Raw genomic sequence first — 12,949 nt, forward strand, 5'->3', positions numbered from 1 at the left:
ATTATGAAAAAAGTTATCATTTATACTATAATTATGGCGGCAACTTTCTGTTTGCCTTCCTGTAAAAAGTTTTTAGATGTACAGCCACTCGATAAACTAACCGGAAACAATTTCTTCCAGTCAAAAGAAGACGTGGTGGCCAACATTTATAATTTATCCCGCATTGTTTTTAGCAAGTACAACGAAACCCACTTTATTGGTGCCACTGGTGAGTACCGTTCAGGCGAAGTACTTTATGAGAGTCAATCGGATTTAGCGCCCGCCCGTGAGTTTGTAGAGATTTTAGGTAAAAACAACCTCTTATTTTTAATTTCTGGCGGCAGGCCATGGGATTTCTACAATTTTAGCCGCATTACCGACTGGACAGCTTATTACCAGGCCATTCAGGGGGCCAATATTTTAATTGCGAAACTGGATGAAGGCATTCCAGGTGTATCAGAAAGTGAGAAAAATTCGTTCAAGGCCGAAGCAGCATTTATCCGCTCGCTGAGCTATTTCACCATGGTACGTTTATACGGCAATGTGGTGTATTATACCGATGCATTTCACTCTGCAGCGCAACCAAGAGAGAACTTTGTTTCAGTATTGAATAAATGTATCGCTGATTTAAAAACTTATAAAAACAGTATCGCCTGGACTTACACCGACCCATCATTAAAAGGAGTACGTGCAAGCAGGGGCAGTATTGTGGCGCTGATGATGGAAATGAACATGTGGAATGCAGGTTTCGATCCTAACAATGCCCAGAAATACTATCAGGAAACAGCCGATTTAGGTAAAGAGCTCATTGCAAGTAATGCGTACCGTTTATTGCCAATTAACGAGTGGGCAACCGTAGTAAAAGGACGTTCGGATGAAAGTTTATTTGAGTTTTACCGCAGTATTAACTATGGCGATGCAAACGCAAATATTGCTCCAATTGCGGATATGTTTCTTCACTATCCGTATAAAAGACCAGAATATACCCACCGTGTAAGTTTTGCTTATTACCGTGGAGAATACATGCAAAAACTTTTTCAGGATGGTAGCGACAAGCGGATTACCAGCTGGTTTAATGAAGATATTTTCGCCGACAACGGAAAGTTCATGATGCTGAAGTTTGCACAGAACTCCTTCTCTACCGGCGAGGAAGATGCCAACCCCGATAACACCTTCATGGTTTTCAGGTATGGTGGCGAAATATTACTGGCTGCCGAAGCACTGGCCAACCTGGGCGAAGATGCAGAATCGATCAAACTGCTAAATATGGTTAGAGATCGTGCACAAGCCTCTAAATATACTGGCGGAGGCGGTTCGGCCCTTAAAGATTTTATCTTTTACGAAAGATCGAGAGAGCTGATTGGCGAAGGTCACCATTATTTCGACTTGGTACGTACCAAAAGAATTTTAAGTAACCAATGGTCGTACAATGTACTAACGGCAGATAAATTTAGCCGTGGTGCATGGACCTGGCCAATAAACTCAAGTGCACTAAACAACAACCCGTATATGGTACTAAACGAGTACTGGGTTAACGGCGGTAATTAATTTGATTAAAAAAATTAAGAAGAAGATATGAAAAAGCTAATGATGATATGTGCAGCACTTTTACTCTTGTTAAACGCTTGTAAACGTGACGAATATTATATTGATGGGGTAGGGCCAATCCCGATTATCAGGGCAGTATGCTGCAGTACCTGAAAGATAAAAAAGTTCCGTTCGATACCGTAGCGCAAGTTGTTAAGCTGGCCGGTATGGAAGAGCAGTTCAGCAAAGAAAACTTTACTTTTTTTGCTTTCGACGATGATGTGATTAAAAGGACCATTGGCGATATCCATACCAACGACAGGAATAAAAACCCAAGATTACTTTCTTTAAACCAGATGCTTTACGAAGCTGGAAAGGATACCGTGAAAACGCTTGATCAGATTAACCCGCTAATTTGGCGCAAATACCTGCAACGCTACATGTTTAAAGGAGTAAATGCATTAAAAGATTATCCGCAGATTGACATGGATTTAAAAAGCATTTATCCAGGTGCCCTTCATTACGATTATAACAACGATGTTTCGAACATAGGGGTGGTGTATAACAGTGCCAATGGGATTAAGTACATCGGCTACAGGCAATTGGTGTTTTCATATATACCTGATATTTCAAAGCCGAACGACAATTGGTACATCAGTTATGTAGCATCATCAGATATCAAGCCTACCAATGGTATGGTGCACACCTTGCGTTACCAGGGTGCATACCTCGGATTTAGCCTCTATGAGTTTTTTAACGATGTGTACAATACCGGTTTAACACCAAGTAACAAATAATTAGCCTGTTATCATTTTAAAAAAAACAAAAACATGAAAAAAATAAAATACATGCTAATCGTATTTTTTCTTTGCGGCCTGGTTATTCAGGGATGTAAAAAAGAAGAAGAATTGGGTAGCGATCCCTATGCAGATGGAAAGGCTGCTTTGGGTATTGGTATAAGCCAGACTTTACCGTCTGTACCTGCAGAAGGCATTGTAGGCACAACGGTTACCCTTAAAGCTACCGGACTTTTAGCCTATAAAGATCAGTTAACCTTTATGTTTAACGGCGAAAAAGCACAGGTGTTAAGTGTAACCGCAAGCGAAATTACCGTTAAGGTACCCGATGCCGGCAGTACGGGGATTACTTCAATTGCCATTGGCGATCAGTTAATCCTTGGTCCGCAGTTTACGGTAACAGGTATTATCAAAAATGATATTACCTGGAAAGCAACAGCAGGTGCAAACGGTTACGTAAGCCAGTTTTACGAAATGCAGGATGGTCGTGCGTTGGTAATTGGTGCTTTTAATAACTACGATAATAAAGGGATTATTACCAACATTAATCGTATCGCCAGAACATCGTTGGATGGCGATTACGACCGTACCTTCAGAACGGGCAGAGGCGCTAATGGTTCATTATCGCGGGTAATCGAAATCGGTGGAAGGTTTATCATAGCCGGCGGTTTTAGCGGTTACAATCAGCGTACCGAAAACATCAGTAACATTACCAGTTTATACCCTAACGGTGCGATAGATACCATTAAAATACAAACCAAAAAGAAACCAACATTAACTGATACCGTTACCCAAAAATGGTTTCCGAAATTTAATGGCGGTACCAACGAATTTATCAGCCGCATTTATCCGCATCAGGGAAAAATATTGGCAACAGGTAATTTCAGGTACTATGTAAAACGTACTTACGATAAAGATAATTATGATTTTACACGCGATACGGTTATTCTGGATAGTACCGAAATCCGCCAGATTTTAAGATTCAATTTAGATGGTTCGCTGGATAAAACCTATCGTTTTAATACCGCAACCAATAAAGGTAATGTAAGTGCAAATGGCCCTATTGATACCTATATGCATACCGATGCAGCCAACTTCGAAAAACTAATGGTTTTTGGAAACTTCAGTACTTTCGATGGGCAACCCGCTGTAAAGATATTAAGACTGGCAGTCAACGGAACGGTTGATCAGAGCTTTAATCCAGGTAGTGGGGTAGATAATGGAATAACATCGCTTACCTATAATGCCACCACCAGAAAATACTTCATTACTGGGGCATTTACAAAATACAATGGCAAACCTGTAAACGGAATGGCACTCATTAATGAAGATGGTAGTCTGGATGAGTCTTTCAATGCCAGATTCTTTGAAGGTGGCTATCCTTACTTTGCCCGCCAGATTTCGAACGGGTTGATTGTAGTAAGCGGCGATTTTAAAAAGTACAACAATGTAACGAGAAATGGTTTTATGGTGCTTACGCCAACAGGACTGCTTGCGCCTGGATATAATACCACCGGACCATTTTCTGGTGGCCTTTCTGATGTGATTGAAACCAAATCTGCCGATGGTAAAAAAGCATTATTGCTGATTGGTGGCTTTTATCGTTTCGATAATCAGCCCTATAACAACATGGTAAGAGTAACTATTGAATAAGCGTAGTTAAACATAAATTAAGATGAGCACAATAAAAAAATATAAATTATTGATTGGTGTAATGGCCGCAATAATTGCAACCGCGATATTTTCTTGTAACAAAGATTTCGATAGGACGCTTACCGCTAAAGATGGTACTGATACCACAAAGGTAAGGTATGGCAGCCGCAAGGTTTTGTACCTGATTGTTGATGGCGCAAGAGGACAATCTGTAGCTGCGGCCAATATTCCCAATATTACCGCTTTACTGCCAACTTCTATTTACAGCTGGGTGGCTTTAAATGAACCGGAGGCTACGCAGAATGCGAGTAATTGGGCAAATATGTTAACCGGGGTAAAGAAAAGTAAAAGTTTGGTAAATGATGACGCGCTGACCAATAATAACCTGCAGAATTATCCGATTATTTTTAAACGGATTAAAGAAAGCAGGCTACAAACTAAAATTGCAGCTTATACCTCTTCAGCAGTATTTAAGAGCTTAACTACTGGGGCCGATATCAGCGATCTGCTAGCTGGCGATGACCAGGTAAAAGCTGCGGTAATTAACCAGCTCAATACCGATACTGCTTCGGTAGTGGTAGGGCATTTTACAGATGTAGATAAATCCGGTATTGCTTCTGGTTATGACAATTCATTTCCTGCCTACAAAGCAGCTATAGAGAAATTTGATACCCAAGTAGGGGAGATCATTTCTGCTTTAAAAAAGCGTAAAAACTATGCAAACGAAGATTGGTTGGTGGTAATTGCTTCAAGCGATGGAGGTGCATTTACACTTCCTCCAAATGCTGACGATCAAACCATTTTTAGTAAAACAGCCAACAATGCTTTTGTGATTTATTACAGTGCAAGCTATAAGAAAAGAATCCTTGTGAAGCCATTTACCGGCAACAGGTACTTGGGTAAAACGGTTAAACTGGTTGGGCAGGATATTAGGGCGGAAATTGCAGGAACCGATGCCAATGTTTATAATATCGATGATACCACCAAAATGACCATTGAGCTTAAGGTGAAGAAAAACAAAGATCAGTTTTTCTGGCCAAGCATTTTGGGTAAGCGTAACGAATGGTCGAGTGGGCACCCAAGTGTGGGGTGGGTAATCTATCTCGAAGACCGTTACTGGTATTTTGAGTGGAGAGGTACAAAAGATGGCGATTATAGGCAATGCAGAGGCGGCGACCTCATTCAGGGGCGTTGGGAAAACCTTTCGGTTAAATTAGAGCAACGTGGCAATCAAAGATTTATCCGTACCTACACCAATGGTACTTTTAACAACGAGTTGGAAATAACCGCTTCAGGCTCACTGGCCAATACTAATGCACTTAAACTGGGTTATCTAAATGGACAGGGGCACGGAGAACCTGATGTATATGTTAGTGATATCCGTTTCTTTAAGTTAAGTGTGCCAGATGGGGTAATTCAGCAGTATGCTTGCGAAACCGCTATCGATCAAAGTCACCCATCTTATAACTATTTAGTTGGCTACTGGCCAGCTACCGATGGAAATGGCGATAAAATGATTGATCTTTCATCTCAGGCACGCGATTTCAAACTGCAGGGAGCATATGTTTGGGAAAACTTCAACGATCTGATCTGTCCGCCTTCTGCCAGTACTTTGGCGGTGCTGGTTCCCCAAACATCCGATATACCCGTTCAGGTAATTAACTGGTTAAAAATAGCCAACAAGCAAACCTGGGCGCTTGACGGAAGAGTTTGGTTAGATCAATAAAATTTTGCTGATCATTTAAAAATATCAAAAATGAAAAAAATTATATACGCCCTGTTAATAGGTTTAACCATCATTGTTGGTGCCTATTCATGTAAAGAATCGCAGATAGAAGATTTGAAACTGCCCGATCCGGCCGGTAAAAGCATTACAGGTGAAGGGATTGTGGTAGGCAACGTAACGATGGATAACCAGTTTGTAAAAGTGCCTTTCAAAATCTCCCTTTCGGGTATTGCTGAAGAAGCTTTTCAAGTAGGTTTAACCTTAAATAATGATACTGTTACCCAGTTAATCAATAACGGAGGCTTAACCAATGCGGTACTCATGCCATCGGCAGCAGTAGAATACCCCAATGTAATTAATGTAACTTACGGTACCGATAATGCCGAGGGTGTAGCCATTGTGCGCAGATCTGTACTGGAACGCTACCTGGGTAAGAAAGTGGTTTTTGCCTTAAAGCTATCGGCACCGGGCAAAGGTAACAAAATTGCCAGCGGTAAATCTACAATTCTGGTTATCATTAATACCTCCGATTTATTAAAACAAAGTGATGTGCATTATCTTACTTTTCAAGGCGGTGGTACTTATACCGTTACGCAGGGACCAAATTATCAGGTTGGGCCTGCAGGGGTTACCATTCCATTGATTATCAGTTTGGATAATGCGCCTACAACAGCCTTTAATGTTAAGATCAAAGATAATATCGATACCATTGCCTCCTTACTTTCTGCAGGTACACTTATAAATGCTGTTCATCTGGCGGCTAAAGATTTTACCCTCGATACTTTGGTAAGGTTTAACACCGGGGCAAGCAATGCAATAGTCAGATTGTCCATTCCATGGCCGGTTTTCGATGCCAACATTGTAGCCAATAAAAAATTCGCCTTTGCTTTAAGTCTTAGCGATAATACCAACCATGTTATTCACCCCACAAAAGGTAAAGTAATTGTGGTGGTAGATCCGAGTGTAAACCTCGATAACAACTCTCCGATTATTGGTAACGGTACTGGTTTAATTGCGAAATACTATACCAATACCCAGTTGGCCCCTGATGACGGACGTGAGCCTTTTGCTACCCGTATTGATGGTACAATAGAGTTTTCGGGCGACGGATGGCCGGACAACGTTAAAAATACCGCCGGAGTATCTTTAAGCAGGGATAATTTTGCCTCAAAATGGAGCGGAGAGTTCCTGGCACCCGTAAGGGGCGATTATATTTTCTATCAAACCCGTTGGGATGATGGATCGCGGTTATATATTAATGGTAAAGCTATTATTGACGATTATACCACACAGTGGGATAAACCAGAGAGAAAGGCCACTATCCGTTTAGAGCGTGGTATTAAATATAGAATTGAAGCGCATCACCGCGAAAATGTGGGCGGCCAGCAGGCTTATCTCGAATATGAAGTACCATCAGCAGGTATAACAGGTAAAAGGGCGATTCCAAGAACACAATTATTTCCAACCCCATAAACATAAATAGATATGAAAACTAATATGAAAAGATTATGGAGCATCTGTACCGTGTTACTCCTTATCATGGTGTTAATGGTAAAGTGCAAAAAGAGCAGTACGGAAGAGGTTGTTCCGGTAGTAGAAGAGCCTAAACCACTGGTAGCATTCGATTATAAAATACCAGACCCGGCAAAATACCAGGAGGTGCAATTTACGGCCGACCCAAAAAATTATAAAACTTTGTTGTGGCAGTTTGGTGATGATAGTACTTCGGTTGAAGTTTCGCCTAAACATGTGTATCGTTTTCCGGGGACTTACCGGGTAATTTTAACCATCCGTAATGGACAGGGCTACGCTGCAACTAAAGAGATTAATCTGAAAGTGGTTGACCCTAATTTCGATCCAACCAAATACGGCGAAAACTACATGAAAACCATTGGCGGTAAATTTTCGGTTAACCTCGAGGCAGGTGCCGGTCCCAATTCTGCTGAGGGATCTAGTAAACTTGTCGATCAGGATATCAATACCAAATTTTTGCAGGCTGGTTTTGATGGTACGCAACGTTGTACTTTCGAACTTAATACCCCACAAGTAGTGGGTGCCTATACCATGACTTCGGGTAACGATGCCGCCGACCGCGATCCGAGATACTGGATTTTACAGGGATCGTTAGATGGTATTCAGTATACCGATCTGCATACCGTAACAGTGTGCCCATGGGCAAATGAAAATAGCGGGCCAAGCAGAAAGCAAACCAAGCTTTTCCACTTTGATAATTATATAGCCTATAAATTTTATCGTTTGTATATCAAAGCAAACAGGGGTAGCCGTATATTTCAATTGGCCGAGTGGACAATCAACAAAAAACAGCCTTAGTTTAAATAGGTTTTACACACAATTCGAGAAATACATGGAGCCTAAAAACTTCATGTATTTTTTTGAGGTTTTAGTTTTAAATGTCATTTAGACAATTAAAAGTCGACTTCCTCTGCAAAAATTAAATTATATTTTATACATTAGTAAAACGTTTAACTAACGCTGTATCTAACCATAATATAAATTCAGATTTCAATACACACACAAATTATGAACACAACCAACACTTTAAAATTTTTAGGCATACTGGGCTGCATGTTTGTAGCCAGCTTGCTAAAAGCACAAGAGCGAAAGGCGCCAGCTTATCCCTTAATTACGCACAATACCTATTTTAGTATTTGGTCTAACACGGATAAATTAAACGAATCTTCTACCCAACATTGGACGGGTGCCGATCATTCTCTTTTAGGAATGATTAATGTGGATGGTGGTATTTATCGTTTTTTAGGTAAAGAAACCACTGCCTACAAAACGGTTGTACCTGCTTCAGATGAAAAAGCTTACGAAGTAAAATATACGGAAACCGAGCCTGTGGGGGATTGGAAAGCTACAAATTACATGGCCAATAACTGGCAAACAGGTGCTGCACCAATAGGAGACGATGCCAAAAATGTGAAAACATTGTGGAAATCGCACGATATCTGGGTAAGAAGAACCTTTAACGTAGCTAACCCTGCATCAATAAACGAACTGTTTTTAAAGATCAATCACGATGATAATATTGAGGTTTACCTAAACGGGAAGAAAATATATACCAAAGAAGGTTGGACCAATAATTTCCAATACATTGCCTTAAACAATAGCGATAAAAATGCCTTAAAAGCCGGATCGAATGTAATGGCCATCCACCTGATTAATACTGCCGGGGGGCGTTTTCTTGATTTTGGTTTAGTAGACAAATTAAAGGATAATGCCGAAAAAGTACAGATAGCTAAACAAAAAAGTGTTGATATTAATGCCACACAAACCATTTATAACTTTACCTGCGGTAAGGTTGATTTAAAATTAACTTTTACCTCTCCTTTGCTCATGAACGATTTGGGTTTATTTGCACGTCCGGTTTCTTACGTCTCCTATCAGGTAAAAGCAAATGATGGTAAAACCCACCAGGTAAAAGTATACCTCAGTGCATCGTCAAACATTGCGGTTTACCGCCCTACTCAAGAAGTTACAACAAGTAAATATAACACGGCCAAATTATCGGTATTAAAAACGGGTACAGTAGAACAGCCAGTTCTTCAGAAAGCAAGTGATGATATGCGCATTGATTGGGGTTACTTTTATGTGGCTGCGCCAAAAACAAGCAATGTCATCCAGTTTGTAACGACCGAAAAAGATGCTGCTGATGCTTTTAGAAAAGGAAATTCGGCTTCAACGGCTAAACAGGGTAAAATGCTCGCATTAAATACCGTTATCCCTTTCGGACTGGTAGGTAAAGCTGCGGTAGAAAAATATGTTGAATTGGGTTATGATGAAATTTATGCTGTTCAATACTTCAATAAAAATTTAAGGCCGTGGTGGAATACCTCAGGTAAAGAAACCCTCGAATCACAACTAAGCGCTGCTGCAGACGAGTACAAAACCGTGATTCAGAAATGCGAGGCTTTTAATCAAAATTTATATGCTGATGCCTTAAAATCAGGTGGTAAAGAATACGCAGATTTATGTGTTTTAGCTTATCGCCAGAGCATTGCTGCACATACTTTGGTAAAGAGCCCGCAGGGTGAAATTTTATGGTTATCTAAAGAAAACAACAGTGGTGGTTTTATTAACACTGTTGATGTAACTTACCCTTCGGCGCCATTATACCTGATTTATAACCCGGAGTTATTACAGGGCATGTTGAACGGGATTTTCTATTTCAGCGAAAGTGGAAAATATCCTCACCCTTGGGCAGCACACGATTTAGGTACCTATCCTTTGGCAAACGGACAAACTTATGGCGAGCCAATGCCTGTAGAAGAATCGGGTAATATGATTATTTTAACTGCAGCAATTGCCAAAGCACAGGGAAATGCCAATTATGCCAAAGCACATTGGAAAACCTTAACCACCTGGGTTGATTATTTAACCAAAGAAGGTTTAGATCCAAAAACACAACTGTGTACCGATGATTTTGCTGGTCACCTGGCCCGCAATGCCAATTTATCTGTAAAAGCAATTGTAGGTATTGCCTGTTATGCCCAAATGGCGAAAACATTGGGATATGATGATGTGGCCAAAAAATATAGGAACATTGCCGAAAGCATGGTGCCAAAATGGATAGAAATGGCCGATGCAGGTGATCATTATGCCTTAACTTTTGATAATAAAGATACCTGGAGCCAGAAATATAACCTGGTTTGGGATAAGGTCCTGGACTTAAACCTCTTTCCGCAGAAAATTTATGATACCGAAACCAAATATTACCTGACTAAACAAAACAGGTACGGTATTCCGTTGGATAGCAGAAAAGCCTACACTAAAAACGACTGGATTTTATGGACGGCCACTTTTGCCCCGACCCAAAAAGAATTTGAGGCTTTGGTGCATCCGGTATACAAACATGCCATTGAAACCGAATCGAGGGTGCCGTTAAACGATTTTTATGATTCGAATACGGGTATCCGCGATAACTTTAAAGCCCGTAGTGTAATCGGTGGTTTTTACATGAAAATGTTTGCCGATAAATTAGCTGGCAAATAAAATCTTATCCCTTAAAATTAACAATCAAAGGTTCTGCATTAAATTGTAGGACCTTTTTTATTCCCGACATGGTACATGTCGTCACATAACATGAGTTTTGGGTCTTAATTTCGTCATTGCGAACTGAAGAAGAGGCTTTGCGTAGGAGTGAAGCAATCTTTTATTCCCTAATCCCTTGGTCTGTGTCCCCACAGACCTACATATACACTTTTATATATGCAGGCAAGAAACATACTTAATGGCAATTAGAATTAGGAAATGGTTGGCCTGTGGTTCTTGGCGGTCGTTGGTCCCGCTTTACGCTTTACTCCGTTGCACTACGTGTTCGCTCCAATCGGGTTTAGTAACAGGGGTTTCTGCACCTTATAACCCCCACAAATGAAATACTGTTGTAGCCACCTAGCCCCGGTTGAAGCGTTACCCTGCAGCAACGAGGTACGAGGAAGCGAAGCGTAAAAGCGTAAAACGGGAAGAAACTTATTGATTTGTACTGGCCTTGCGCTCCAAATGAAAATTGGTGTTTTTAAACTAGGAAATTATCCTATCGGTTGGTGTCTCACCGACCGAAATAAAATCATAGCGTTTGTTGTAAGATTACTTCTTCGGCTGAAATAGCTCATCGCAATGACGATTTATCTGATTAAAACTCAAACTCCAGCTGATTACTTTCTGGCTTTTCTATTTCTACATCATCATAAAACCGAGATAAGGTAATACCTAACAACCGTACCTGTGTCAGGCCAATAGCAGCCTCTTCCAAAAGTTTTATCGCTTCAGTATAAATTATCTCTGCTTTGTTTATCGGTGCAGCAAAAGACCGGCTGCGCGTAATCAATTTAAAATCGGCAAATTTGATTTTTAAGGTTACCGTTTTTCCACTGAGTTGATATTTTTCCAAACGTTTGGCCACGGTTTCACTGATCTGTTTCAACAGATCGTGCATCACCGAATCTTCATTGGTATCTTCAGGAAAGGTATCCTCTGCACCAACTGATTTGGTTTCGCGATGCGACTGAACTGGGCGTTCATCAATACCACGAACAATTTTATAATAAAATCTACCCGATTTACCGAATTGGGCTACAAGCTGGGCTTCTGTTAATTTTTTTAAATCTGCACCTGTATTAATCTGCATGGCCTTCATTTTGGCACTGGTAACCTTGCCTACCCCGAAGAATTTTTCTACCGGGAGTTTTTCCATAAAAGCTTCAATCTTCGATGGGCCAATAAAAGTTAGACCATCGGGTTTATTCATATCTGAAGCTACTTTGGCCACAAACTTATTGATGGATACACCTGCCGAAGCGGTTAAGTTTAACTCATTTTTAATCGCATCTTTAATAGATTGAGCAATATCAATAGCCGACCCGATTCCGAGCTTGTCTTCCGTTACATCAAGGTAAGCCTCATCCAATGAAAGGGGTTCTATAATATCAGTATACCGACTAAAAATTTCCCTAAGCGCTTTCGAAACTGCGGTATAGGCATCAAAACGTGGGTATACGAAAATTGCTGTCGGGCAAAGCTGGTAAGCTTTACTGCTCGACATTGCCGAGCGGATTCCATATTGCCGGGCTTCGTAACTGGCTGTTGAAACCACACCACGGCTATCGGGCTTGCCACCAACCACTAAAGGTTTTCCCCGGTATTCAGGAAAATCGCGTTGCTCTACAGATGCATAAAAAGCATCCATATCGATATGAATTATTTTTCTTAAAACCGGTGGAATTAAATCAGACATGCAATGACCTAAATTTCGTGATTTTTATCAGGATTATTGAGCTAGATTTTTTTTCTTTACAAAATATGGAGAGAGTAATCCGTTTTTATAAAAATGCAAAGCACGAATGGTATGCCGATATACCCGAATGGGGTGGAGATATAGCCGATTTGCAAATGGTAGAGGGTGCCGATGAATTATTAAACTGGATAGCGGCTGCCGGGAATGAATGCAAATTACTGATGGCTGATATGCCTATTGAAGATGCCGAAATTTTAGATCTTGTTTATGCCCGCGAAGAGAATTTGGGGGGTGGTGGCGACTATCTGTTAGAAAAGTTTAGAGGTGGATTTAAGAACCATAAACTTTGGCTTTGTCATGTAACGGAGTTTGTTTTTAAGCAATTGCCTGAACGGATTTATTTTAAGGAGATGGATTAACAGAAAGTTTGACCATTAAGATTCTATTATGTAGGCCTTCCTTATGCTCGTCATCCTGAACTTGTTTCAGGATCCATTTAACTGCAATGCT

9 protein-coding genes are annotated in these 12,949 nt (G+C 40.6%); 8 read left to right on the forward strand and 1 reads right to left on the reverse strand.

Features of this window, described 5'->3' with window-relative positions:
* The first annotated feature begins 3 nt into the window (after nucleotides 1–3).
* The 7 genes from H9N25_RS23405 (at nucleotide 4) to H9N25_RS23435 (ending at nucleotide 10,698) form a co-directional block, all read left to right on the forward strand.
* Complete coding sequence (locus H9N25_RS23405; protein WP_167296453.1) at nucleotides 4–1,527, forward strand: RagB/SusD family nutrient uptake outer membrane protein; 1,524 nt, start codon at nucleotides 4–6, stop codon at nucleotides 1,525–1,527.
* A gap of 137 nt (nucleotides 1,528–1,664) precedes the next feature.
* Nucleotides 1,665–2,303 carry a hypothetical protein gene (locus H9N25_RS23410; RefSeq protein ID WP_190327412.1) on the forward strand — a complete coding sequence of 213 codons (639 nt, stop codon included), beginning with the start codon at nucleotides 1,665–1,667 and terminating at the stop codon, nucleotides 2,301–2,303.
* A 33-nt stretch (nucleotides 2,304–2,336) separates the two neighbouring features.
* On the forward strand, nucleotides 2,337–3,956 hold the full coding sequence (locus tag H9N25_RS23415) for a DUF5008 domain-containing protein (RefSeq protein ID WP_190327413.1): 1,620 nt from the start codon (nucleotides 2,337–2,339) through the stop codon (nucleotides 3,954–3,956).
* A gap of 22 nt (nucleotides 3,957–3,978) precedes the next feature.
* On the forward strand, nucleotides 3,979–5,682 hold the full coding sequence (locus H9N25_RS23420; RefSeq protein WP_190327414.1) for a DUF4983 domain-containing protein: 1,704 nt from the start codon (nucleotides 3,979–3,981) through the stop codon (nucleotides 5,680–5,682).
* 30 nt (nucleotides 5,683–5,712) lie between these two features.
* Nucleotides 5,713–7,155, forward strand: a complete 1,443-nt coding sequence (locus H9N25_RS23425; RefSeq protein WP_190327415.1) for a PA14 domain-containing protein — start codon at nucleotides 5,713–5,715, stop codon at nucleotides 7,153–7,155.
* A gap of 12 nt (nucleotides 7,156–7,167) precedes the next feature.
* Nucleotides 7,168–8,013 (forward strand): PKD domain-containing protein, encoded by an 846-nt coding sequence (locus H9N25_RS23430; protein WP_167296458.1) that lies wholly within the window; start codon nucleotides 7,168–7,170, stop codon nucleotides 8,011–8,013.
* Between the two features lie 255 nt (nucleotides 8,014–8,268).
* Nucleotides 8,269–10,698, forward strand: coding sequence for a glutaminase family protein (locus H9N25_RS23435; protein WP_407947461.1), 2,430 nt, complete (start codon nucleotides 8,269–8,271; stop codon nucleotides 10,696–10,698).
* A gap of 640 nt (nucleotides 10,699–11,338) precedes the next feature.
* Here H9N25_RS23435 and dinB read toward each other — a convergent pair.
* On the reverse strand, nucleotides 11,339–12,439 hold the full coding sequence (gene dinB / locus H9N25_RS23440; RefSeq protein ID WP_190327417.1) for a DNA polymerase IV: 1,101 nt from the start codon (nucleotides 12,437–12,439) through the stop codon (nucleotides 11,339–11,341).
* Nucleotides 12,440–12,504: 65 nt separating this feature from the next.
* On the opposite strand from dinB, the gene H9N25_RS23445 reads away from it, so the two are divergent.
* The gene (locus H9N25_RS23445; RefSeq protein WP_190327418.1) at nucleotides 12,505–12,858 is read left to right on the forward strand and encodes a DUF6717 family protein; all 354 of its coding nucleotides are present in this window, start codon (nucleotides 12,505–12,507) and stop codon (nucleotides 12,856–12,858) included.
* The last annotated feature ends 91 nt before the right edge of the window (nucleotides 12,859–12,949 follow it).

The organism is Pedobacter riviphilus, from assembly GCF_014692875.1.
Taxonomy (GTDB): domain Bacteria; phylum Bacteroidota; class Bacteroidia; order Sphingobacteriales; family Sphingobacteriaceae; genus Pedobacter; species Pedobacter riviphilus.

Coding starts and splice junctions, on each gene's coding strand:
- H9N25_RS23410 (WP_190327412.1), top strand. CDS start 1,665: ATGCTGCAGTACCTGAAAGATAAAAAAGTTCCGTTCGATACCGTAGCG.
- H9N25_RS23425 (WP_190327415.1), top strand. CDS start 5,713: ATGAAAAAAATTATATACGCCCTGTTAATAGGTTTAACCATCATTGTT.
- H9N25_RS23420 (WP_190327414.1), top strand. CDS start 3,979: ATGAGCACAATAAAAAAATATAAATTATTGATTGGTGTAATGGCCGCA.
- H9N25_RS23445 (WP_190327418.1), top strand. CDS start 12,505: ATGGAGAGAGTAATCCGTTTTTATAAAAATGCAAAGCACGAATGGTAT.
- H9N25_RS23415 (WP_190327413.1), top strand. CDS start 2,337: ATGAAAAAAATAAAATACATGCTAATCGTATTTTTTCTTTGCGGCCTG.
- H9N25_RS23435 (WP_407947461.1), top strand. CDS start 8,269: ATGTTTGTAGCCAGCTTGCTAAAAGCACAAGAGCGAAAGGCGCCAGCT.
- H9N25_RS23405 (WP_167296453.1), top strand. CDS start 4: ATGAAAAAAGTTATCATTTATACTATAATTATGGCGGCAACTTTCTGT.
- dinB (WP_190327417.1), bottom strand. CDS start 12,439: ATGTCTGATTTAATTCCACCGGTTTTAAGAAAAATAATTCATATCGAT.
- H9N25_RS23430 (WP_167296458.1), top strand. CDS start 7,168: ATGAAAACTAATATGAAAAGATTATGGAGCATCTGTACCGTGTTACTC.